Annotated in this window: 22 protein-coding genes; 19 read left to right on the plus strand and 3 right to left on the minus strand. The window is 65.3% G+C overall.

The window, feature by feature from the left end; translation table 11 throughout:
• Nucleotides 1-47: 47 nt before the first annotated feature.
• The 3 genes from BLT92_RS12365 to BLT92_RS12375 all read left to right on the plus strand — a co-directional run bounded on the left by BLT92_RS12365 (nt 48) and on the right by BLT92_RS12375 (nt 2,187).
• Nucleotides 48-797: an IclR family transcriptional regulator gene (locus BLT92_RS12365; protein WP_092105985.1), complete on the plus strand. Its 750-nt coding sequence runs from the start codon at nt 48-50 to the stop codon at nt 795-797.
• Nucleotides 798-799: 2 nt separating this feature from the next.
• Nucleotides 800-1,255 carry a type II 3-dehydroquinate dehydratase gene (gene aroQ / locus BLT92_RS12370; protein ID WP_092105986.1) on the plus strand — a complete coding sequence of 152 codons (456 nt, stop codon included), beginning with the start codon at nt 800-802 and terminating at the stop codon, nt 1,253-1,255.
• A gap of 89 nt (nt 1,256-1,344) precedes the next feature.
• Nucleotides 1,345-2,187 (plus strand): shikimate dehydrogenase, encoded by an 843-nt coding sequence (locus BLT92_RS12375; protein ID WP_092105987.1) that lies wholly within the window; start codon nt 1,345-1,347, stop codon nt 2,185-2,187.
• Nucleotides 2,188-2,207: 20 nt separating this feature from the next.
• Here the strand turns inward: BLT92_RS12375 and BLT92_RS12380 are convergent, their stop codons facing one another.
• Complete coding sequence (locus tag BLT92_RS12380) at nt 2,208-2,972, minus strand: DedA family protein (RefSeq protein WP_092105988.1); 765 nt, start codon at nt 2,970-2,972, stop codon at nt 2,208-2,210.
• 150 nt (nt 2,973-3,122) lie between these two features.
• On the opposite strand from BLT92_RS12380, the gene BLT92_RS12385 reads away from it, so the two are divergent.
• The 10 genes from BLT92_RS12385 (at nt 3,123) to BLT92_RS12430 (ending at nt 14,303) form a co-directional block, all read left to right on the plus strand.
• Nucleotides 3,123-3,545, plus strand: coding sequence for a hypothetical protein (locus tag BLT92_RS12385; RefSeq protein ID WP_157691438.1), 423 nt, complete (start codon nt 3,123-3,125; stop codon nt 3,543-3,545).
• Nucleotides 3,496-4,932, plus strand: a complete 1,437-nt coding sequence (locus BLT92_RS12390) for a sensor histidine kinase (RefSeq protein WP_092105990.1) — start codon at nt 3,496-3,498, stop codon at nt 4,930-4,932. Before BLT92_RS12385 ends, BLT92_RS12390 begins: the two co-directional genes overlap by 50 nt.
• Entirely contained in the window at nt 4,929-5,588 is a 660-nt protein-coding gene (locus BLT92_RS12395) for a response regulator transcription factor (RefSeq protein ID WP_092105991.1), read from the plus strand. The genes BLT92_RS12390 and BLT92_RS12395 overlap by 4 nt, the downstream gene beginning before the upstream one ends.
• Nucleotides 5,589-5,657: 69 nt before the next feature.
• Complete coding sequence (locus BLT92_RS12400; RefSeq protein ID WP_092105992.1) at nt 5,658-6,884, plus strand: glycosyltransferase family protein; 1,227 nt, start codon at nt 5,658-5,660, stop codon at nt 6,882-6,884.
• Nucleotides 6,874-8,184 (plus strand): glycosyltransferase family 4 protein, encoded by a 1,311-nt coding sequence (locus BLT92_RS12405; RefSeq protein WP_092105993.1) that lies wholly within the window; start codon nt 6,874-6,876, stop codon nt 8,182-8,184. Before BLT92_RS12400 ends, BLT92_RS12405 begins: the two co-directional genes overlap by 11 nt.
• Nucleotides 8,181-9,356, plus strand: coding sequence for a glycosyltransferase family 4 protein (locus tag BLT92_RS12410; RefSeq protein ID WP_092105994.1), 1,176 nt, complete (start codon nt 8,181-8,183; stop codon nt 9,354-9,356). Before BLT92_RS12405 ends, BLT92_RS12410 begins: the two co-directional genes overlap by 4 nt.
• Nucleotides 9,353-11,254 (plus strand): ABC transporter ATP-binding protein, encoded by a 1,902-nt coding sequence (locus BLT92_RS12415; RefSeq protein WP_092105995.1) that lies wholly within the window; start codon nt 9,353-9,355, stop codon nt 11,252-11,254. Before BLT92_RS12410 ends, BLT92_RS12415 begins: the two co-directional genes overlap by 4 nt.
• Nucleotides 11,251-12,516 (plus strand): phosphotransferase, encoded by a 1,266-nt coding sequence (locus tag BLT92_RS12420; protein WP_092105996.1) that lies wholly within the window; start codon nt 11,251-11,253, stop codon nt 12,514-12,516. The genes BLT92_RS12415 and BLT92_RS12420 overlap by 4 nt, the downstream gene beginning before the upstream one ends.
• Nucleotides 12,516-13,658, plus strand: a complete 1,143-nt coding sequence (locus tag BLT92_RS12425; RefSeq protein ID WP_092105997.1) for an aminoglycoside phosphotransferase/kinase family protein — start codon at nt 12,516-12,518, stop codon at nt 13,656-13,658. Before BLT92_RS12420 ends, BLT92_RS12425 begins: the two co-directional genes overlap by 1 nt.
• Nucleotides 13,659-13,667: 9 nt before the next feature.
• Nucleotides 13,668-14,303 carry a hypothetical protein gene (locus tag BLT92_RS12430; protein WP_092105998.1) on the plus strand — a complete coding sequence of 212 codons (636 nt, stop codon included), beginning with the start codon at nt 13,668-13,670 and terminating at the stop codon, nt 14,301-14,303.
• Between the two features lie 22 nt (nt 14,304-14,325).
• Here BLT92_RS12430 and mgrA read toward each other — a convergent pair whose 3' ends face one another.
• A complete protein-coding gene (gene mgrA, locus BLT92_RS12435; protein WP_092105999.1) occupies nt 14,326-15,366 on the minus strand; it encodes an L-glyceraldehyde 3-phosphate reductase in 1,041 nt (346 codons plus the stop codon).
• A gap of 229 nt (nt 15,367-15,595) precedes the next feature.
• On the minus strand, nt 15,596-16,258 hold the full coding sequence (locus BLT92_RS12440; protein ID WP_092106000.1) for a 4a-hydroxytetrahydrobiopterin dehydratase: 663 nt from the start codon (nt 16,256-16,258) through the stop codon (nt 15,596-15,598).
• Between the two features lie 136 nt (nt 16,259-16,394).
• Here BLT92_RS12440 and BLT92_RS12445 point away from each other — a divergent pair, with 136 nt between their 5' ends.
• From BLT92_RS12445 to BLT92_RS12470, 6 genes are all read left to right on the plus strand, one after another.
• On the plus strand, nt 16,395-17,213 hold the full coding sequence (locus BLT92_RS12445; protein WP_231938800.1) for a GntR family transcriptional regulator: 819 nt from the start codon (nt 16,395-16,397) through the stop codon (nt 17,211-17,213).
• Nucleotides 17,210-18,394 (plus strand): anhydro-N-acetylmuramic acid kinase, encoded by a 1,185-nt coding sequence (locus tag BLT92_RS12450; protein WP_092106001.1) that lies wholly within the window; start codon nt 17,210-17,212, stop codon nt 18,392-18,394. Before BLT92_RS12445 ends, BLT92_RS12450 begins: the two co-directional genes overlap by 4 nt.
• A gap of 81 nt (nt 18,395-18,475) precedes the next feature.
• Entirely contained in the window at nt 18,476-19,981 is a 1,506-nt protein-coding gene (locus BLT92_RS12455) for a sodium:solute symporter (RefSeq protein WP_092106002.1), read from the plus strand.
• Complete coding sequence (gene murQ, locus BLT92_RS12460) at nt 19,981-20,961, plus strand: N-acetylmuramic acid 6-phosphate etherase (protein WP_092106003.1); 981 nt, start codon at nt 19,981-19,983, stop codon at nt 20,959-20,961. The genes BLT92_RS12455 and murQ overlap by 1 nt, the downstream gene beginning before the upstream one ends.
• Nucleotides 20,958-22,016, plus strand: coding sequence for an N-acetylglucosamine kinase (locus tag BLT92_RS12465; RefSeq protein ID WP_092106004.1), 1,059 nt, complete (start codon nt 20,958-20,960; stop codon nt 22,014-22,016). Before murQ ends, BLT92_RS12465 begins: the two co-directional genes overlap by 4 nt.
• 96 nt (nt 22,017-22,112) lie before the next feature.
• Entirely contained in the window at nt 22,113-23,789 is a 1,677-nt protein-coding gene (locus BLT92_RS12470; protein ID WP_197679612.1) for a glycosyltransferase family 2 protein, read from the plus strand.
• Nucleotides 23,790-23,878: the final 89 nt, after the last annotated feature.

Below are 23,878 nucleotides of genomic sequence, written 5' to 3' on the forward strand. Positions count from 1 at the left end.
CGAGGCCACACCAGTGAAGCAGCAGCGACAATGCAAAGGAGGTGACAATGCCGGCTAAAGGGTCCAACTCGGTGACCAAGGCCTTCGACATGCTCGAACTCCTGGGTGACCATGCCGAGGGCATCAGCGCAGCCAGGGCCGCGGAGCTCACCGGCCACCCCTTCAGCACCGCCTACCGGCTGCTCGGCGGCCTCGTCGAGTCCGGATACGCGGACTACGACCCCGCCACCAAGGCCTACACCCTGGGAATGGAGGTCTTCCGCCTCGGGCAGAAGGTCGCCCATCGCCGCGGATTCGCCGGATCGTCCAAGGACCTCCTGCAGGCGCTGACGACGAGCACGGGGGAGTCGAGCATCCTCTCCGTTCGCCGGGGCAACGCGGCGCTCACGGTGATCACGGTCGACGGCCCGCAGTTCCGGACCACGACGGATCCCGGAGACGAATCCCCGCTGCACACCTCGTCCTTGGGGCAGGCTCTCCTGGCGCATGATCCGAACCGGGATCGCACCATCGATGAACTCGAGCTGGAACCGCGGACACCGCACTCCCTCACCGATCCCGGGCAGCTGCGAACCAGGCTCGAACAGATCCGCGAAACCGGTTGGGCAGGACAGTCCGAAGAGAACGACGTGGGCATGAACGCCTTGGCCGTCCCCGTCTTCGACCTCGACGGACGACTGCTGGCCGCCCTCGCGCTGGCCGCACCGGTCTTCCGCCGACCCCTGGACGAACTCATCGAATTCGTCCCCCAATTGAAAGAGACGGCGACCGCGATCGCCGCCAGAATGCCCAGGTGACCATGTCCACAGTCCTCATCCTCAACGGCCCCAACCTCAACCTCCTCGGCGTCCGCGAGCCCGACATCTACGGTCACACCACCCTGGCCGACATCGAAGACATGTGCACCCAGAGTGCCGCCGAGGCGGGCCTGAGTGTCCGTTGTGTGCAGAGCAACCATGAGGGCGAGCTCATCGATGCCGTCCACGCGGCCCGGGAGACCACCGTGGGCGCCATCATCAACGCCGGCGCCTACACGCACACGTCACTGGCGCTCCACGATGCGCTGAAATCCTATGATCATCCGATCATCGAAGTGCACCTGAGTAACCCGCACGCCCGCGAATCCTTCCGCCACCTCTCCTACCTCTCACCCGTGGCGGCCGCGGTCATCGCCGGCGCAGGAGCCAGCGGGTACGTGCATGCGGTGGAGATCCTGGCGGAGAAGCTGCGCGCACCGACCACCGCGACCAATTGAACAGCAGCGTCCGCAGCAGACACGAACACCCCACGCGCTGCATGAACACGCACCCACCGCATGAACACGCACCACATGAAAGTGAGACTATGACCCGATCACTGCTCCTGGGGCTCATCGGCGAAGGCATCTCCGCCTCCCGCACCCCGCGCATGCACGAGGACGAAGGCGCCGCACACGACCTCACCACGATCTATCGCACGATCGACATCGGCGAGGAGAGCCTGGCGTCCGTGCCGCTGAATGAGCTGCTGGCATCGGCAGTGCGCCTCGGGTTCGACGGACTCAACATCACCCACCCGTTCAAGCAGCAGGTCATCGAGCTTCTCGATGAGGTCGACCTCGTGGCACGTCGGATCGGTTCGGTCAACACCGTCGTCATCGACGAAGCGGGCCGAACGACGGGTCACAACACCGACGCCACCGGCTTCGCTCGTGGCTTCGAAGCCGGACTCGGCGGTGCGGCCAGGAACCGAGTCGTGCAGATCGGCGCCGGCGGAGCGGGACGCGCAGTCGCCTTCGCCCTGTCGGAGCTGGGAGTCGGAGAACTCACCATCGCCGATATCAGCGCAGAGAGAGCACAGGACCTCGCCGCGGAGATCGGGGACCACGTCCGTGCGATCTCCACATCGGACCTGGAGCCGGCCATCACCTCGGCGGACGGGGTGGTCAACGCCACCCCTGTCGGCATGGCTGCCTTTCCGGGGACGCCCTTCGACACGAGCCTGCTGGATACGCAGACCTGGGTCGCTGATGTCGTGTACTTCCCGCTCGAGACCCAACTGCTGGCAGAGGCGAAGGCCAAGGGCTGCCGGACCCTGGACGGTTCAGGGATGGCCGTCAACCAGGCGATCGACGCCTTCGAACTCTTCAGCGGACGCAGGGCCGACCCGACGCGGATGCGCGAGACCTTCCTGTCCTTCGGCGCCTGACGGCTGCATGAAGGCGCGGTTCACTCCGCGTGTTTCTGCTTCCGATATTCCCGGATATAGGTGATGACGAAGATGCCGACGATGATCGCCAAGGTCAGCCACAGCGCGTACTTGTCGACGATCTTGAGTGCGTCGACGGCGGTCTCACCGAGCTGATAGCCCAGTGTCGTCCAGATGAGCGTGAAGATCAGGCAGCCCAGGAGATCGGCGATGAGGAACAGCGACAGCCGCATTCGCGTCCAGCCGGCGACAAGGTAGACGAGGGTTCCCGGCACTCCCGGGCAGCGCGAGACGATGGTCATGAGGAACAGTGCCCAATTGGGGATCCGCTTGAGGGATTCGATGCGTTTGAGCTGGCGCTCGTTCTGTGCGAAGAGCCGCAGCACTCCATCGCCCCACCGTCGGCCGGCCAACCAGAAAGCCCAGTCGAGTTTCGCCATTCCGATGAAGCCGGCGACCACGACGAGCCACAGTGGAATCTCACCCACGCTGGCGTAGGCGCCGGCCGCGACGACTGCGGACTTCGCGCCGTTGATGAACTCCTGCAGGACCGGGGCATGCACCAGCATCCAGGGTCGCACCGGCATGAGTCCCAGGTAGACGAGCGGCACTCCGATGATAAGGAAGAGCAGGAGTTTGTCGAGGCCCGAAGCCTTGCCCTGCCAGGGCTTGATCGCCGCCCAGGGATGCTCCTTCGGGGCCTCGGCAGCCTGTCCTTGATCGGAGGCGCTGAGTTCGGAGTTCCCGCGCCGGGCCTCGTCATCGGGAAGACGATTGTCACTCATTGAGGGCTCCTGCGTGGGGCTGTGCGGTCGGCGCTCACGGTATCACAGGGACACTGGAGGAACCTTGGCAGTCAGCGCTGGAACCGGTCTAAGAAGACTCTCATCACAGACTGCTCGACAAACCTCTCACCCTTGGGCAGTGTTGAGAGTGTGGAAGGACGATCGAAAATTCTGGGCTGGGTAGTGGCCGCTCTGGTCATCGTGCTCGCTGTTCTCACGGTCATCATCGTCAGGAGCTCGGCTCAACCGGAGCCGCCGGATCTCACTCCGGTCGAAGTCACACCAGGGTCCTCGGCGACCTCGGACGCAGACGGATCGCAGGGCGCCGGCGACTCCGCGGGCCAGCCCTCGCAGCCGTCGGGGTCCTCCGAGTCGTCCGGGACCTCCGAGCCGACGAATCCGTCCGGGTGCTCTGACTCGTCGTCCGACGAATCATCGGTGCCAGATGAACTCGAGCATTCGTACGAACCGGTGCCCAATCCACCTCGTGAAGTGCCCGACGACGACGGGGATGACGACGGCGATGATGACGACGACGATGGGGATGACGACGGCGGTGACGATGACGACTGACCGTCCGATTCGGATGACCGTGCAGAATCGCCTGACGATCACAGTCGCCGTTCTCTCCGTGCTCGCGCTCACCGTCGTCGGCCTCGTCCTCTACACCGTGGAAGCGAACAATGTGGCTGGCCGCAATGCTGCGTCCATGTCTCAGGAGATCGCGGAGATGCGCACGTTCGCCCAGAACGGAGTCGATCCCGAGACAGGGGAGCGCTTCACCTCCGTCGACCAGATCCTCAGCCAGTTCCTCGCCCAGAACCAACCGGACGAAGATGAGATTCTGTTCGCATTCCTCACCGATGGGCGCGTGCTCTATCAAGGAGAGCCGAACGCTCCGCTGAGCGGGTCCAAGGAGTTCGAGAAGGCCGTCGCCGGAGTGTCCGGGGACGGCGGCGAGATCAATCTGACGATTGCCGGAGACGACTACGAAGGCTATGTCCTTCCGATCGCCACAGGCGGTCAGACAGGATCTTTCGTCGTCGTCCACAATGTCAGCGCCAGCCATTCCGACCTCACGCAAGTCATGCAGATCTACACCGTCGTCGCACTGGCCGCGGCGTTGCTCATCACCGGAATCTCTTCGATCCTGGCCCGTCGGCTGCTGTCCCCGGTGACCGAGCTGCGACAGACCGCGCAGTCGATCTCCGGAGGTGATCTGAGCAACCGACTGGCCACCAGGGGCAACGACGACCTTGCGGAGCTCGGACGTACATTCAATGACATGCTCGACCGTCTCGAATCCGCATTCGAGACGCAGAAGCGATTCCTCGACGACGTCGGCCACGAACTCCGTACACCGCTGACCATCCTCAGCGGCCACCTCGAGACCATGGACTCCCAGGATGTCGACGACGTCGACGAGACGCGAACACTGCTGTTGGATGAGACTGACAGGATGGCCCGCCTCGTCGACGAACTGCTCATCCTCGCTCGTTCTCGTCGCCCGGACTTCGTCCGCCCCGCTGAGGTCGATGTGCCCTCGCTGCTGGGCGACACCCTGGCCAAGGCCAAGGGACTGGGGCAGCGTGAGTGGCAGGTCGCGACACCTCCGACCATCACCTTCTGGGCCGATCGACAGCGATTGACCCAGGCCCTCCTCCAATTGGCCGCGAACGCGGTCGAACACACCGAAGAAGGCCAGTCGATCACGTTCGGCGCAGGTCACGACGACAGCCACATCCATCTCTGGGTTCGCGACGAAGGCAGAGGCGTCCCGGATGAGATCGCAACCGACATCTTCGACCGATTCAGCCGTGGATCGACTGAGGGCAATGGGTTCGGCCTCGGTCTGTCCATCATCAAGGCCATCGCCGAGGCGCACGGAGGGACCGTCGTCCTCGATCATGCCTCCAAGGGCGCCCAGTTCCGAATGATCCTGCCGAAAGGACCGCAGTGAACAGAATTCTCGTTGTCGAAGATGAGGAGCGGATCTCCGCCTTCATCGCCAAGGGCCTCAAAGCGGCCGGATTCAGCACAGAGATCGCCCGCGACGGCATCACCGGCCGCGATCTGGCGCTGACCGGAGACTTCGATCTGCTCGTCCTGGACATCGGACTGCCGCAGCTCGACGGCTTCAGCGTGCTCAGCCAGCTGCGCACGCAACGGCCCGACCTTCCCGTTCTCGTGCTCACGGCACGTGACAACGCCGACGATACGATCTACGCCTTGGAATCCGGTGCTGCCGACTACATGATCAAACCCTTCCGCTTCGGCGAGCTCCTGGCTCGCATCAGGCTGCGCCTCAAGGAGACTGTGGTCGAGGCGCCGAAGACGGAGCTCATTCGCGGAAACGTGCGCATCGACCTGCTCAAGCGGCAAGTGTGGGTGGCCGGGAAGATCATCGACCTCTCCGCCCGTGAACTGTCCTTGGCAGAGATCCTGCTGCAGAACCGCGGCAATGTGCTCTCACGCGAACAGCTGCTCTCACACGTGTGGGGCTTCGACTTCGATCCCGGCTCCAATGTCGTCGACGTCTACGTCGGCTATCTGCGCAAGAAGCTCGGCAACGATTTCGTTACCACGGTGCGCGGGTTCGGCTACCGGGTGGACTGAATTCGTCCCTAAGAGTCTTCTCATCTGCGTCTTAACTCCACCTTAATTGCGCGCGACAGGATGAGAAGTATGAATTCCACATTGAGAATCGCACTGTTCTCCCATGACTCTCTAGGACTGGGGCACATCCGCCGCAACCGTGCCCTTGCCTTCGCGCTGGCTGCGGCTCTGCCAGCACTGACCGGTCGACGAGTGAGTGGACTGCTGATCGCGGGTAATCCCGAAGCCACCCGCTTCGACCTGCCGGCAGGGTGGGACTGGGTGATTCTGCCGGGTGTGACTCCGGCAGCCGGTGGTTACCAGCCGCGGGCGCTCGCCTCGTCGATGGAGGGACTCAGTGCGCTTCGGGCCGCCGCCATCAAGGCGATCCTCGACCAGCAGGACCCGGAGCTCTTCATCGTTGATCGGCACCCCTTCGGCATCGACGGTGAACTCAGAGAAGCACTTCGCCACGTTCGTGCCCGTGGATGCAGGACGGTCCTCGGCCTGCGTGAGGTTCTCGACTCACCCAAGGTGATTGAGCGCGAATGGAATCGCGTGGGCGGTGCCGGTGCTGTTGCGGACTCCTTCGACGCGGTCTGGATCTACGGCGATCCTGACGTCTACGACCCTCGCACGACCGGCGAGGTGCCGCCAGAGCTCGCCCGCATCGCCGAATGCACCGGGTACCTGGCCTTGGAACGCCCCAATGACCGGGCCACAACCACTCCGGGGAAGTTCGTGCTCACCTGTTTGGGCGGTGGCTCCGACGGGGCCGAACTCGCGTCGATTGCCGTGCACTCGCAGCCACCGGCAGGCTACAACCACCTTGTCGTGACCGGTCCGCAGATGGATTTCGCAGACTTCGAAGCACTCAAACGCACAGCCGCGGAAGAGACGACGGTCATTCGACACAGCGACGACATTCCCGGTCTCATCGCCTCGGCCAGCGTCGTAGTCTGCATGGGCGGCTACAACACACTGAGCGAGGTGATGGCGACCTCGACACCTGCTCTCGTCGTCCCCCGCAACAGCCATCGCGCGGAACAGCCTCGGCGGGCAGAGGCGCTCGCTGCCGTCGGAGCCGTCGACACCTGCTCCTTCGCCGAGGTGAGCGTCGCCGGGCTCAACGACTGGTTCGGAGATCGGGTGGGCCACTCGATCGACCGCTCGAATGTCGACCTCGCCGGTCTCCAGACCATCGCACATTTGGCCGCCGAACTCATCGGTGCAGACGCCGAGCCCATCGGCACAGACTCAGCTGCAGCAAGCCGTGGCAGCATCACTTCGATCAAGGAGATTCGCTATGCAGGCTGATCACACTCCCACCAAGCCTTCCGTCCGGTGCGCCTACGTGCTGAAGATGTATCCCCGGTTCTCCGAGACCTTCATCGTCTCCGAGATCCTCGCCAGGGAAGCCGCCGGTGAAGAGCTCGTCATCTTCTCCCTCCGTCCCACGACCGACACACGCTTCCACCTGGAGCTGGCCAGGGTCAAGGCACCCGTCATCCACGTCGATCGGCCCTCGAGCGCTCGCAGCTACTGGCAGACCTGGCAGGAAAGCATGCAGGATCCGAGGATCGCCTCCGGTCTGCAAGCCCACCTCGGCGACCTTGCCGAACTCGGCCACGACGATGCCGTCCAGGCCGTTGCCGTGGCCCGCCTGGCACTCGAATACGGGGTCACCCACCTTCACGCCCACTTCGCGTCGGTGGCGACGACCGTGGCCAGAGCCGCCTCAGCTCTGACAGCTATTCCGTACTCGTTCACCACACATGCGAAGGACATCTTCCATGAGAGCGTCGAACTCGACGATCTGAGCCGGAAGGTCGCAGGCGCCGACCACGTCATCGCGATCAGCGACTACAACCACAGCTATCTGCGGCGCATCCTGGGACCTGAGCTCAGCGAACGGTTCGTTGTCGTGCGCAACGGCCTCGAACTTGAGCGTTTCCCCTATCGTCCCGCCATCGCCGAGCGACCAAATGGCGCGGCGCAGGCGATTCCCTCGCTGCTGGCCGTCGGTCGCCTCGTTGAGAAGAAGGGCTTCGCACATCTGCTCACTGCACTTGCCCGGCTGCGTGATCGCGGCCTGCCCTGCCACCTCGACCTCGTCGGCACAGGTCCGCTCGAGGACGAGCTGCGTGAGCTCATCGACACTCTGCACCTCACCGAGCTCGTCGACATGCACGGAGCGCTGACCCAGTCCGAGGTCCGCGAGATGTTCGTCAGCCACGACCTCCTTGTCGCCCCCTTCGTCATCGGCACCGACGGCAACGCCGATGGCCTGCCGACCGTCCTGCTCGAAGGCATGGCCACCGGAATCCCCTGTGTGGCCGGCAATGTCACGGCAGTGCCCGAGGTCATCATCAATGGTGAGACCGGCTGGCTCGTCAACGACGGGAGTGATCCCGAACAGATCACCACCGCCATCGCCGAGGTGGTCCGCCGTCTGCGCGAAGCCCCGGATTCCGTGCGAGAGATCACCGATGCCGCGAGGGATCTGGTGTGCCGGCTGCACGACTCGGCGGCCCAGGCCCGGGAACTGTCCCGACTGGTCGAAGGGATCGACCGCGCCCTACCGAAAGCTGACCGCGAACTGGAGTACGTGTCATGAGAATCGCCTATATCCTGCTCGACCCGGGCATCGGAGTCTTCGGCACCAAGGGCGCGAGCGTCCACGTGCAGGAAGTCGTCCGCACCTTCAGAAGTCTCGGCCACGAAGTCAGCATCTTCTGCACCCGCACCGATGACGACATCCCAGCCGACCTCGCCGACGTCGACATCACCCGCCTCGAGGTGCCACGCGGGCTGGACAGAGGCCAACGCGAGATCGCGCTGATGCGCCTGTCCGACATGCTCGCCGATATGGTCGTCGACACCGTGTCCGATCCGGATGCGGGAGCCGACCAGGGCTTCGACCTCGTCTATGAACGGTATTCGCTGTTCTCCACGGCCGGAGCCGAAATCAGCAGCCGCCTGGGCGTGCCATTGGTCCTTGAAGTCAACGCACCTCTGCTCGCTGAGCAGAAACAGCATCGTGGACTCGTCCACGACGAGCACGCGGCTCGGACCACGGCCCACAGCTTCGTCGGAGCCGAGCGGATCGTCTGCGTCAGCGCTGCGGTAGCCGGCTGGGTGAATCGGGACTACCCGGGTCTGAGTGACGTCTCGGTCGTTCCCAACGGTGTGAACACGGACCGGATCACTCCCGCCGCGACCGCCCGGGACGCCTCTGGCAGCCGTGCGGTGCGGATCGGATTCGTGGGAACCCTTAAACCGTGGCACGGCACCGATCGGCTGATCGAGGCCTGCGCGGGTCTGAACGGAAACTTCCATCTCGACATCCTCGGGCACGGGCCGGAATCGGAGGCTCTGCAGAAGCAGGCGAAGGCTCTTCGTCTCGGTGATCGTGTGACGTTCCACGGTGCGCTGGCCCCCGAAGAGATTCCGGCCCACCTGCGCACCTTCGATATCGCCGTGGCCCCGTACCCGGCGGGCGAGAATTACTTCTCACCGCTGAAGATCTACGAGTACCTGGCCGCGGGCCTGCCCATCGTCGCCTCGGCCGTGGGATCGATTCCCGACGTTCTCGAAGGAACCGGTTCCGCGACCCTGGTGGCCGCGGACGACACCGCTGCACTGACCGTTGCCTTGCAGAACCTCATTGACGACGCCGAGGTGAGGCAGCAGATGGGTGCTGCCGCCCGGGCCGAAGCCATGGCCCACCATTCGTGGACCAGTCGGTGCCAAGAGATCCTGGAATCGTTCGTGTTGGAGTCGGTATGAGTCAGACCCCGCTGCCGCAGCAGAGTGCACGGTCGAAGAAGTCCCGGACGAAGATCTCGCCCGGGGCACTGAAGCGAACCCTGCGAATCCTCACCCCGCACCTGGGCCAGCACAAATGGCTCATCCTCGGCGGACTGGCCGCACTGTTCTGCGACGTCATCTTCCGCATCCTCGAACCGTGGCCGCTCAAAATCGCCATTGATGCGGTGACCTCTGCCCTGGGCGCAGAGATCGGGCCGACCCTCGGCGTCGGATCCAACGTCGGGATGACCTTGGCCGCTGCCGCGATCGGACTGGCGGTCATCGTGGCAGGCAGGGCCGTGGCGAACTATGCCTCGACCATCTGCTTCGCGCTCGTCGGCGCCCGGGTTGCGACCCAGCTGCGCTCACGGGTCTTCGAACATGTGCAGGCCCTGTCGCTGAAGTACCACTCGCGAGCCTCGATCGGAGACACCTCCCAGCGCCTCGTCGGCGATATCGGACGCCTCCAGGAAGTGGCGGTGACGGCCGGTCTTCCGCTGGTGGGCAACGTCCTCACCCTGGCCGTCCTCCTCGTCGTCATGGTCATCCTCGACCCGATCCTCAGCGCCATCGTGCTCATCACGGCCGCGATCTACGGGGTGCTCTCGAAGATCGCGACCCCGAAGATCACGACAGCCTCGCGCTCGACCCGCAAGGGCGAAGGCAGGCTCGTCGGCTCCGCAGCCGAAGCGCTGGGCGCCATCCGCGTCGTCCAGGCCTACGGCCTCGAAAACACAGTGGCACGCGAATTCGCCAACGGAAACGAACGCGCCCTCAAGGCCGGAGTGCGAGCACGTCGCCTCGCCGCCGGCCTCGAACGCTCGACCGATGTGCTCGTCGGTATCTCCCAGGCTCTCGTGCTGATCTTCGGCAGCTACCAGGTGCTGCGCGGGGCCATGTCCCCGGGCGACCTGGTGCTGTTCCTCATGTACCTCAAGATCGCGATGAAGCCGCTGCGTGATATGGCCAAATACACTGGTCGCATCGCCCGCGCCACCGCATCGGGGGAGAGGATCGCCGACCTCCTCGACGAACCGATCGAGATCGCCGACGCACCCGGTGCGCTCACCATGGGACCCGTTGCCGGTGATGTCGTCTTCGACCGCATCACCTCGACCGACGGACATGGAAACCCGTTGTTCGACGATCTCAACCTGCTCGTTCCTGCGGGGCAGAAGGTCGGAATCCTCGGCGCCTCAGGGGCCGGGAAATCCACACTGATGAGCTACCTGCTGCGGCTCTCGCAGCCGGAATCGGGATCGATCTTCATCGACGGCTACGACACCCACAATGTCACCAGAGCCTCCCTGCGGTCGAGCATGTCCGTGCTTCTGCAGGAATCGGTCCTGTTCGCCGCGACCGTGCGAGAGAACATCCGCTACGGTCGCTTGGATGCCACCGACGCCGAGGTGGAGGCCGCGGCCCGTGCTGCCTCGGCCGATGAGTTCATCCAAGGACTGCCCGACGGTTACGACACCGTGTTGGGCAACCGCGGCGACACCCTCTCCGGTGGGCAGCGGCAGCGCCTGGCCATCGCCAGGGCACTGGTGCGCGACGCCCCCGTCGTCGTCTTCGACGAAGCGACCTCGGGCCTTGACCCGGCGACCCGTGGACAGGTCACAGACTCGGTCGCCACGCTGACCGAGGGGCGCACCAGCATCGTCATCACTCACGATCTGGCCATGATCCGCGGCCTCGACCGGGTGCTGTGGCTCGAGGACGGTCAGATCGTCGAAGATGGGGTGCCGAACGAACTGGCCGTCGACCCGGGAACCAGAGTCGCCGAGTGGATGCGTTCGCAGGCCGAGGATTCCCGGATCGAAACCACGCCTCAGACGGTGGGAAACACGCACGAGAACGTAGGAGCGGGAGCATGACGACTGTCCACGAAGCCGATGAGGCAACCGCAGCATTTGCGGGACTGCCGTATGTGACCGAGCTCAGGTCCGGTGAAGCTCTCTCGCGGCGCCTAGGATTCGCCGTCGAGCCGGTCCGGATTCGGGTGAAACCCGGCCGCAGCGCGATCGTGTCCTGGAAGCGTGAGGAAAAGGGCCGCCTCGCCGAGGATCAGGACTGGGGGTGGAGCGCGGTGGTGACCGGCGCGGACAAACTTGCCAACATTCGCAGACGTGCCGCGCGCCGGAACGAGACGGTGACCGTGCACGAATGCAGCGAGCCGCGATCGGCCGGAGCCACGGGCAGCGTGCTGATCAGCGGCTCGGTGCGAGCCGACTCGAAGTTGGAGAAGGAGATCGCCCGCGCGACTCGGGAATTGACCGGCGCCGACGACCAGTCCGGCGAGCTCGAGACGATCGGCTACAACCCCGGTCGGCGCGTTCTGCTCAAGCACACTCGGCGTGGGTCCGGAACAGCCGAGCTCGTCCGCATCGGCACAGGCTCCCAGCAGCACCTGGTCGAGACCGCCGCTCTGTGGGCGGACTGGGGCCTGCCCACTCTGTCGGCCGAGGCCCTGGGTAGCAGAGGCACGGCCGTGCGCTCGCCCTGGTGGGGGATCGGTGACCTCGAGACTCACCCCGATCTGGCCGTGGCCGAGGAAGTGGGGGTGATCATCGCAGAGCTTCACCGCCACACGCCCGCCGAGGTGGGGCATCGAGCCCGGGTGTCCCCACTGGAGCAAGCGGCTGAGACCGCGACCGTAGTATCGCAGCTGTTGCCGGAGGCGGGCAGTGCGGTGGCGGACATCGTGCGGACGCTGCACCATCGGATCAGGCTCGAGCCCGGCCCGGGTGCTGCCGGCGGTGCCGAAGCAGGTTCCGGCGATCGCGCCATCCACGGCGATCTCAGTCCTGACCAGGTCCTCGTCGGTCATTCGGAATGCCGCATCATCGACCTCGATCGGGCCGGGGTCGGGCCGACCGGAATGGACCTCGGCCGCTGGGTGGCCTCATGTCGGCGACGCGCCGATGCACACGCCCAAACCCTCGAGACCGGTTTCCTCGGCGGCTACCGTAGCGCCGGAGGTGCGGACGTCGACGTGGAAGCGTGGGCCGCCTGGGCCATGCTCGTCACGGTCCTCGAACCGTGGCGCACTTGCCGCGCCGATTGGCGACGGGCCACACTGCAGATCATCGGCGCCGCCCAGGACTCGTTGGCCGCGACCGGAAATCGGGTGTCGTGATGACGTCACGCATCATTCCGGAGGTCGTCACGGTCGACGGTGAGGAATGGCCGGTGCGCCGGGCATGGCCGGCCAGCCGCGATCGGATCGCCATCGAGGCGGAGAAGAACTCTGCGATCAGAGCCGGATTCCTCAGCACCGGCCGAGACCGTGTCGGCATGTTCGCCTCGGGCAGAGACCCCAAGCTGCCTGGGCTCGAATGCCTCCTCGCCGCCGGTGAAACTTCGGGTGCTGGTGGGGCTTCGGGCGCTGGCGGGAGTTCGGCTGCCGGCAGCACTGGAAACCGCTTGATCTCCCACCGGCCGGGTAAGCGAGCAGTGATCCGATTGGCGGACGGCAACTTCGCCAAATGTGTGCGCCCATCACGGGCGGCAGACATCATCGCCGGCCAAGACCGGGCCGAAACATTCCGGAACGGTTTCGCATTGCCGAACGTCCTCACTGCCGATGATTCGACAGTGGTGCTCAGCGCCCTTCCGGGCGTCGAACTTCACGACCCGAGCCGTCTGGGCGCCGATTGGACGCGTGCCTGGGGAGAGGCCCTCGACGCGTGGGCGCTCGCCGCGGACAGCATCGACTCCGGGTACACGCCGACTGCCACCCCCTCGACGGACGCAGCCCCCGCAGCGATGTCCTCTCTGCCGACCCATTCGGCGGACTCGGAGGCACGGGTGCTCGACGAATGGCGGGCTCGCGCACACCACGTCCTCGGACCGAGGGCCGCCGAGATGGAATCCCTGATCACACAGGTGCGCGGGGACCTCCTCAACGACGATGCCGCCTCGGCGGGGGAACGGAACTGGGGGCCGATCCACCGGGACCTCCACGACAAGCAGATCATGTGGGATCCGGTCGCCGGGCCCGGTCTGCTCGACGTTGACACTGCGTGCCTCGGCGAACGCGAACTCGACCTGGGCAACCTTCGTGCACATGCGAGGTGGCGGACCCACCAGGGGATCTGGACGGTCGACGACGCCGAGGTGGTGCTCGGGGAGATCTCCCGCGTCACCTCGGCGAGCCGGCTGGACCCGCGGAGGGTCAGCGCCTATGAGCGCTCGACCCTGCTGCGGCTGGTCTGCGTCTACGCTTTCCGGCCGAAGTGGAGTGATCGCACGGGTTGGCTGCTCGAGGCGGCACGCTAGCCTGGATGCATGTTGATTCGCGATGGGAACCGATGGGTTCTGCCCGCCGACCCGCGTTCGGTGGGCAGAATCTCGCGGGTCTCACGTGTCCTGGGTATCATCTGCGCGTTCATCGGCGGGTGGGCGCTGCTCTGCGGTCTCGGCGTTCTCGTCTTCGGCGGCGTCCTGTTCGCTGCGATCTCCACCGCGGACCCAGGCAACACCGCCACCGCCCGCTGGGGCATCGGCGGCGGACTGGTGGTGTGCGGAATCGTCTTCGCAGGGGCAGGAGTCGTGCTCCTGGTGCGGGACCGCAAGTTGCGGAGCAATCGCAGGGCGCCCGTGCTGACCATCGACGGGCGTGGAATCACGATCGCCGGAATGGGGTTCGTGACGTATGCGGATCTCGTCTCGATCCAGGCGCACATCGGCCCGCGACCCGTCCTCTGGTCGACGAGTTTCGGTAAGACCGCCGGCAATGAACTCGGTGCGAGGATGACCGGTCGCCCCCGGATCGTTCACGAGCTCAACATCCGCAGACGAAGCGGACCCGATATTCGAGCCGACCTGTCCATGCACACGAATGCCGCGGGATTCACTCGGCTGGTGGCGCACCTGCGGGACCTTCTCGCTCCATACTCAGTTCCGGTCGAGTTTCACTCCTGAACAGTTTCAAGCCTGAGCAGCTTCACTCCTGAGTGCTGCGGCGGGCATCGCCCCAGATGTCGACGCCCGAGTCGACGGCGAATGCGTCGATCTTCTTCAGTTCGTCAGCGCTGAGCGGTTCGGAGCTGAGAGCGGCGACGTTGTGTTCGAGCTGCGCGACACGACTGGCGCCGATGACCAGCGAAGACACCCGATCGTCGCGAAGTGCCCAGCTCAGGGCCATCTGGGCTAAGGATTGTCCGCGTGCCGCGGCAATGTCGTTCAGGCTGCGGATGCGCTCGAGGTTGTCCTCGGAGAGGAACCCGTCCCTGAATGACGGCGTGGCCTTGCCGGCCCGTGACTGCTCGGGAACTCCGCCCAGGTACTTGTCGGTGAGCAGGCCCTGCGCGAGTGGGGAGAACGCGATGACGCCCAGACCCTCTGCCTCCGTGGTCTCGAGCAGATTGTCGGATTCGATCCACCGGTTGACCATCGAATACGAGGGCTGGTGGATGAGCAGCGGAGTGCCCAGATCCTTCGCCAGCGCCGAGGCGCGGGCCGTATCGGCCGCAGAATACGAAGAGATGCCGGCGTAGAGGGCACGGCCCGAACGCACCGCGGTGTCGAGGGCACCGATGGTCTCCTCCAGCGGAGTCGAGGCATCGGGGCGGTGAGAGTAGAAGATGTCGACATAGTCGAGGCCGAGCCGGTTCAGCGAGGCGTCGAGGCTCGAAAGCAGATACTTCCGACTTCCGCCCGGACCACCGTAGGGGCCAGGATGCATCCCCCAGCCGGCCTTGGTCGAGATGATGAGTTCATCGCGGTAGGCACCGAGGTCTTCGCGCAGCAGGCGCCCGAAGTTCGTCTCGGCCGAGCCGGGAGGCGGGCCGTAGTTGTTCGCCAGGTCGAAGTGGGTGATGCCCAGGTCGAAGGCCCGACGCACGATGTCGCGCTGATTCTGGAAGGCGACATCATCGCCGAAATTGTGCCACAGCCCCAGGGACAGCGCCGGGAGGACGAGACCGGAGCGGCCGACCGGGCGATAGGTCATCGATTCGTAGCGGTTCTCGGCTGCTTGGTACACGGTGCCTCCTGCGACGGGAAAGTACTCGGGATGGTCCACTCAGCTTATGCGAGAACGAGAAACGAATCGCTGGCTGCACGCGCTCGATCAACGCTCAGTTCGAATTTGTCGTCGCCGGCGACGACAAATTCGGGCGCTGCGTGGACCGAGCGATCACAGGGCAGGAGGCACCGGACGGTGCGACTCCTCGGCGACAGCGCCCGACAGGGGCGACAGCCTCCGGCAGCAACTACGAGCGATTCTCCAGGGTGCAGACGCAGGCGCGATTGCCGTCGGCATCGGCGAGGACGGTGAACGACGGTGCCTGGGACTCGTCGACGACCGTGCCACCGGCCTCGACGGCCGCGCGGATGCGCTCGGGTGCGACCGCGCCGGGGACCGAGACGTCGACGTGCAGGCGCTGATGCGGCACCGCGTGCTCTTCGCAGTCCTGGAACCACAGCAGCGGCATCTGCCCGGCGGGGTCGATGACATCACGGCCGGAGACATTGCTCGCATCGCCAGTGAGCAGGGCGGCCCAGAACGGGGCGATGGCATCCCGGTGCGCCGTGTCCAAGCCGAGCTCGAGCAGTGCGGGAATCTTCGGATCCGCGCTCACCCCCGCCGAGGCGGCGAGTTCGCTGATCTGTGCCGCGAGTTCGAGGTCGCGTTCGGTCACGGCTCCGGTGTCGTGACTGGTCAGTCGAATATCGACATGCGGAAAAGTGAGGGTGATGTCTGGGTGGTGGTTCGCCTCCTCGGCGGCGGCGCCGATGCGTGAGACGAGGTCGAGCCCGGTCGCGAAGTCGCCGGTGAGGAACCGTGCGCCGATGCGGCCCGGCAGGCCCTGCCAATCCTCGAGACCGTGCGCATCGAGGGTGTCGAGCAGCTTCTGTCCGGTGTATGCAGTCATGAATCAATGCTAGAAGCTCGATGGGTGCCTGTGAACCTCGCCTCCCGCCTCCTTTCAGTGATAGGTAGGGATCAGTTCCGCAAAAAATAGACCAGTGGTCTTGATTTTGGGGTGTGTCCTATGCCTCAATGGTCACGTGACGAAATTCCACTCGATTCGCGATCAGCTCCTCGACCGCCTTGAATCCATGGCTGCCGGCGAGCAGTTCCCACCCGAACGCCAGCTCGCCGAGGCGCTGGGCATCTCGCGGATGACCCTGCGTCGGGCCATCGCCGAACTGGTCGCCAAGGGGGTGGTCCGGCGCCGCCACGGTTCCGGTGTCTTCGCCCTCGGACCGAAACTCGATCAGCCGCTGGCTGCGAGTTCCTTCACCGAGGACATGCTCGCCCGCGGTATGCGCCCCGGTTCCCGTGTGCTTGCCTTCGACGTGACGAATGCGGGTGCCCACATCGGGCGCAGGCTGCACATCGACGATGATGCCGAGGTGATCACGATTCTGCGTCTGCGCTTGGCCGATGACGAACCGCTCGCGCTCGAAGAGCTGCACATTCCGGCCGCACTCGTCCCGAGCCTGAGAGCTGAGGACTTGGAGAACAGTTCGTTCTACGAGCTGCTGCTCTCGCGCTTCGACATCGCTCTCAACCACAGCGTGCAGACCATCGAACCGACCCTACTCGATGCCGATGAGGCGAAGGTTCTCGGCGTCCCCGAACAGTCCCCGGCGCTGCTCTTCGAGCGCACCTCACGCGGGGCCGAGGGCATTCCCTTCGAATTCGTTCGCTCCGTCTACCGCGGCGACCGCTACAAGATCCGCACCGAGCTCACCCTGCCCGATCGGCTCAGCGAGACGGACCAGCTCAGCGAGACGGACCAGCTCAGCGAGACCGGCCCGCCCGCCCGCGACAGGACCACCGCATCGGCCGAACAGCCTCAGCCCGAAGGAGATCGCGCATGATCATCGCCGGCCTCATGACGGGCACCTCCGCCGATGCCCTCGACGTGGTCCTCGCCGAATTCGTCGACGACTCGATCGCCGAGGCGACCCTGGGCGTGCGCATCCTCGCCAGTCGAGAGGTCGAATTCGACCACCGGCTGCGCGCCGACATCCTTCGTCTCCTCGAGCCGGCCGATGTTCCCCTGTCGCTGGTCTCCAGCGTCGATGCGCGCCTGGGCCTGTTCAGCGCCGAGGCGCTGCAGCAGGTCTGCACCGAGCTCGGAGTCGAGGCCGACCTCGTCGTCTCCCATGGGCAGACGGTGCGCCACGACATCACCGACGGGACCGTCACCTCGACTCTGCAGATCGGCCAACCCGCTTGGATCGCCGAGGTGACCGGAGCACCCGTACTCTCCGACGTTCGCGCCCGCGACGTCGCCGCCGGCGGTCAGGGAGCCCCACTCGTCGGAATCCTCGACGGGCTCCTCCTCGGGAACGTCGAGGCGCCGACTGCGGTGCTCAACCTCGGCGGCATCGCCAACATCACGGTTCTCGCGCCCGAACGTGCACCGTTGGCCTTCGACACCGGCCCGGCCAATGCGCTCATCGACGTCCTCGCCCGCCGAATCACCAAGGGCGAAGAGGGCTTCGACCGCGACGGCGACCTGGCGGCACGGGGCAGGGTCGACGACGATCTGCTGGCCGATCTGCTGGCCGACCCGTACTACCGGCTGCCGGCACCGAAATCGACGGGCAAGGAACTCTTCCACGCGGACTACCTCGACCGTTTCCTCGGGACTCGGACCAACCTCGGCGAGCATGATGCCATCGCCACGGTGACGGCGCTGACCGCACGCACGGTCGCCGATGCCTGCCGAGTCCACGGGGTCACCACGGTCATCGCCTCCGGAGGGGGCACCCGGAATCCGACGCTGCTGGGGCGTTTGGCCTCGGAACTCGGGCCCGGCGTCACTCTGACCGGCACAGAGGAAGCATTCGGGCTGCCCGAAGGCGCCAAGGAAGCCCTCCTCATGGCGCTGCTCGGGTGGTTGAGCTGGAACGGCCTGGCGGGAACCGAACCGAATCTCACGGGTGCCGCACATCCGAGCATCGCCGGTCGCCTGAGCCCGGGACACGGCCCCCTGAACCTGCCCGCACCTCGGGAGGCCAGACCCACGCACCTGAGAATCCTGCCGACCTGACAATCCTGCACTGACGAGAATCCTGCACTGACGCACACCCTCTCGAAGCAACGCACACCCCTTGTACGAAGGAGACACACCATGCAGATCATCGACCTTCTGGTGATCATCGCCTACCTTGCCGCCACGGCATGGTTGGGACTGAAGCTCAGCGGAAAGCAGAAGGACCTCCAGGGCTACTTCCTGGGTGGCCGGAACATACCGTGGTGGGCGGTGTGTCTGTCCGTGGTCGCCACCGAGACCAGCGCGCTGACGGTGATCGGCATCCCGGTCATGAGCTACCTCGGCGACATCAACTACCTGCAGCTGGGGCTGGGCTACATCCTCGGCCGAGTCATCGTCGCCTTCTTCATGCTCCCGAGATACTACGACGGCGAGATGCTCACCGCGTACGCCTACCTGGGCAAACGCTTCGGCACTTCGACCCAGACGACCGCGGGTGTGACCTTCCTGTTCACCCGTCTCCTGGCCGACGGCATCAGGGTCCTCGCCGCAGCCATTCCGGTCAAGGTCATCCTCGACGGTCTGGGCATCCACACGAACTACTTCGTCATCATCGTCGTCCTCTCGCTGGTGACGATCGCCTACACCTTCATCGGCGGCATCAAGGCCGTGGTCTGGGTCGACGTGGCTCAGATGTGCCTCTACGTCGTCGGCGGCCTCCTCACCATCATCGTCATCACCGCGACCTTCGGCGGCGGATGGGTGGCCGATGCCGCCGAGGCGGGCAAGCTCAACATGTTCATCTTCGAGGGCAATCCGATCTCGGCACCCGACTCGTTCATTCCCTCGCTGCTCGGCGGTGCCGTCTTCGCCATGGCCTCCCACGGCTCTGACCAGCTCGTCGTCCAACGGCTCCTGTCCTGCCGGTCGAAGATCGAGGCGCAGAAGGCCCTCATCGTCTCCGGCGTCGTCGTCTTCGTCCAGTTCGCGATCTTCCTCGCGGTCGGACTGGCGCTGTGGGCCTACTACGATCGTGCCCTGCCGGCCGATCTGGGACTGAGCCGCGATGACGAGATCTTCCCGCTGTTCATCATCGAAGGCCTGCCACCGGGCATCTCGGGACTGCTCCTGGCTGGCATCCTCGCCGCGGCCATGTCGACCCTGTCCTCGTCCCTGTCGGCGCTGTCCTCGTCGACGGTCAACGACGTCTACGCACGACTGAAGAAGACCCCGATGACCGACGCCGAGGGCTTCAAGGTCGGGCGCTGGGCGACGATCGGCTGGGGCATCGCCTTCATCCTCCCCGCCACGGTCTTCCAATCCGATGAGGGCAACATCGTCATCCTCGCCTTGGGCGTCGCAGGAATCACCTACGGCGGGCTGCTCGGCGCGTTCGTCTTCGGCATCATCAACAAGCGCGCCACCGCGGTGGATGCAAACATCACCTTCGCCCTGGCAGTCGCGGTCAACGCCTTCTTCTTCGTCATGGAGAAGTACGTCACCGGCGAGGTCTGGGTCGCCTGGCAGTGGTACCCGCTGCTCGGTGTCATCGTCATGGTCGTGCTCGGCGGGCTCCTGTCCCTGCGCCATCCGAAGGCGGCAAACCGGAACACCGTCGCCGAGGTGGAAGGCAGCAACCGCTGATGAACCAGTCCCAGCAGCCACCGTCCTGGCAGCCGCTGTCGCCGACCGAACAGCGCAACCCCCGCAGTGCGGGACTCGATGATCTCGACACCCTCGGTGTCCTGCAGGTGATGAACGAAGAGGACCAGGCCGTTCTCACCGCCGTCGCCGGGGCTCTGCCGCAGCTGGCAGAGCTCGTCGACATCGCAGCCGAGCGCATGCGCCGAGGCGGTACGGTTCATTACTTCGGAGCCGGCACCTCGGGTCGGCTCGGAGTCCTCGACGCCAGCGAACTCCTGCCGACGTTCAACCTCGAACCCGGTCGTGTGGTCGGGCACATCGCCGGTGGGCAGGCGGCACTGGTCAATGCGGTGGAGAACGCCGAGGACTCCGCCGCCGACGGTCGCCTCATCGGGGGAGAGCTCGGACCCGACGATGTGGCGATCGGGATCGCGGCCAGCGGCTCGACTGCCTACGTCCGTGGAGCCTTGGAAGCCGCAGGTGAGGCGGGGGCGCACACCGTGCTCATCTCGAACAATCCTCACGCTCCCGTCGCCGAGGCGGCGGCCGCCCATATCGTGCTCGACACCGGGCCCGAGGTGATCACCGGCTCGACCCGGCTCAAGGCCGGCACGGCACAGAAGCTGACACTCAACGGGTTCTCGACGGCGCTGATGATCGCCCTGGGTCGTACCTGGCGCAATCTCATGGTCTCCGTTGTCGCGACGAACTCCAAGCTGCGGGAGCGGACCGTGCGCATCCTCTGCGAGGCCGCGGACCTGTCTGATGCGCAGGCGCGTGAATTGTTGGAACGCACAGGAGGGGATCTCAAGACGGCGCTGGTCGTCGCATTCACCTCGGCGACGCCGACTGCCGCGGCACAGCGCCTCGAGGACAATGACGGCTCGGTCAAAGCTGCGATCGCAGCAGTCACCGGGGTCGGGGGTTTCCGGTCGTCCGCAGCGGCGGCGCCGGAGCAGCCCGGGCGGCCGGACGCATGAGCGGATTCGTCCTCGGGATCGACATCGGCGGCACGGGCAGTCGGATCGCAATCTCTGCGCTCAATGCGAATTCTGGACCCGATGCGAACCCTGGACCCGAGGCGACCACCGACACGGGTGCGGACCATGGCGGGCCTGCGCCGCTGTACACCCTCACCGGTCCCGGAGTGTCGATCGGAGCGAACGGAAGCAGCGCCCCACAGCAGATCCGAAGCCTCGTTTCGGCTGCCGGGGAGGAGTGGCCCGAATGCTTCGAATCGCTTCGCGGAGTCGGCATCGGTGCGACCGGGATCGCCTCGCTGAGCACGGACGTCGGGGAGCTGCCACGATTGCTTGCGTTCGAGACGAAGGCCGAGACGGCGGTGGCGGTCGACGCGGTGACCGCCCACCTCGGCGCCCTGTCCGGACGTGGGGGAGCGGTGACGGTCCTCGGAACGGGAGCGATCGCGATCGCCCATCCTGGTCCCGATGTTCACGGGATTCTGCTGCCGAGGTGGAAACGGGTCGACGGGTGGGGGCACCTGTTCGGCGACCGTGGGGGAGGTGCCTGGTTGGGCAGGTGCGCCCTCGAAGCAGCACTGAAGTGCCACGACGGCGTCGATGATCGAGGGGCGGCGCTGCTCGACGCTGCACGGGAGAGATTCGGTGATCCGGCCACATGGCCCGCGCAGTTCTACACGCGCAGTGACCGCGCCGGGCTGCTTGCGGCGTTCGCCGTTGATGTGGCGCGCCTTGACCGCACCGGCGATCCCGTGTCGACGGCTCTGTTGGCCGAGGCCGGACGTGAGGCGGCACGCAGCGCGATCGCTGCAGGCAGCCATGCGCCCCAGACCAACGGCCATGGCGTCGATGCTCCACCTCTGATCGCGCTCACCGGTGGCCTGCGACGGTCCGGCGAGTCGCTTGTCGAGGAGTTCCGTTCCGAGGCGCATCGTCTGAGTGCAGAGACGACCGTCATCGAACCCGCCGGGGGCCCGCTCAACGGGGCGCTGACCTTGGCCTCTCTCGTGGCGGAGAGGCGAGTGCGGCCGCAGCCGGGAGTGCTGTGGACCTGACATAGTCTCACCTCCGTCGGCAAATATGTTCAGTGTTCATCTGACCTGCATCTGCGGACCAACAGACGGTCAGGATCCTCACAGAGAATCGACTCCGTGAGAACGATTCGTGAACTGTCTTCCGCGGTCCAACGTCCTGCCGATGTGCTCGAGCTTCCCCTGGGAACCCGCACACGTGCCTACCGGCTCTTCGAAGCACTGCCTGCCATCATCAGCTTCTCCGCCATCGGACTGGTGTTCGTCCTACCCTTCATCGATGCGATGGCCGGGGCGGTCTATGTGCTCATCGTCGTCGGACTCACGCTGATACGGGCGATGCGCGGCGCGATCGACGTCTCCCGCGGCTTCGTGCGTTACCGTCGCAGCTCTCGGGTGGATTGGGGCGCCAGGCTGCTCGACATCGAACGGGCGATGGATGGGCACCCGTCACGGCCATACCCCTGGTCCGGGTTCCACTCCCGGGAGCACGCTGCAGCCCTGGCCCGTGTGCGCGACGATCCCGGCTCGGTGATGCGGCCGTCCAACCTGCTCCACGCTGTCGTCGTCGCGGCCTACAACGAACCCTACGAGGTGGTTGCCGACGGAATTCGCTCACTTCTGCACACCTCGACCTCGCCCTCGAAGATCGTCGTCTTCTTCGCCTACGAGGCACGAGGCGGCCCACAGATGGCTGAGACAGCACGCCGTCTGGCAGACGACTACGGAGACGGCTTCGCAGCTTTCGTTCTTGTCGAACACCCTGCTGGGATCCCCGGGGAGATCGCGGGAAAGGGCGCGAACATCACCTATGCGGGCCACAGACTGGCTCACTGGGTGCAGGCGAACGGGATCGATCCTGAGTCGGTGCTTGTCACCAGCCTCGATTGCGACAATACGCCGCATGAGGCGTATTTCGACTACGTTGCCTACGAATACGCGCTCGCGTCCGATCGCACCCACCTCTCGTTCCAGCCCATCAGCCTCTACATCACAAACATCTGGGAGGCACCCGCACCCTCGCGAGTCGTCGCGAGTGCAAACTGCTTCTGGAATCTCACGACAACGGTCCGTCCTCTTGCACTGCGCAACTTCGCATCCCACACGCAACCGCTGACTGCCCTTGAGGACATGGGATTCTGGTCGACTCGGACAATCGTCGAGGACGGTCATCAGTATTGGCGGTCCTGGTTTCACTTCGACGGTGACTACCGTGTCGTTCCCATCCATGTGCCGATCTATCAGGACGCAGTCCTGGCAGGCGGGTTCAAGGACACGATGGTCGCCCAGTTCAAGCAGCTCAGCAGGTGGTCCTACGGTGCCAGCGATGTGCCCTATGTGGGAGTGAGGGTGTTCTCTGCTGGGACGAGAACACCTTTCTGGCCCGGAGTCCTGCGTTTCCTCTCCCTCCTCGAAGGTCACGTCAGCCTGGCATCGATCTCTGTCATCATCGCCGTCGGTGGGTGGATCCCTTTCGTCGTTGCGACGCAGACAGGGCAGGTGACGACCCTCATCGAGCGGATGCCGATGACGGTGGGCCTGGTGCAGCAGATCGGCATGCTCGGCCTCATCGCATCCGTCCTCGTCTTCAATTCGCTGCTGCCGCCCCGTCCCGTCCACGTCCCGAAGGTACGGCGTGCGACCATGTGGCTGCAGTGGCTGCTCTATCCGCTGACTCTGCTCGTCTTCAACTCCTCGACGGCGCTGCACTCACAATGGTGTCTGCTCGTCAGCCGCTACCGTGAGCGTTTCGATGTCACGGAGAAGGTCTCCGGGTCTGTGCGCAGAACCGCGTGAGGCATGACTCCCGGCTGCAGCAGAAACCTATTTCGCAGGCGCCGGGGATGAGGCTCGTCGCATCATGTCTTTCGGCTCGCTCGTGGTCT

This window comes from Brevibacterium picturae (assembly GCF_900105045.1).
Lineage (GTDB): Bacteria > Actinomycetota > Actinomycetes > Actinomycetales > Brevibacteriaceae > Brevibacterium > Brevibacterium picturae.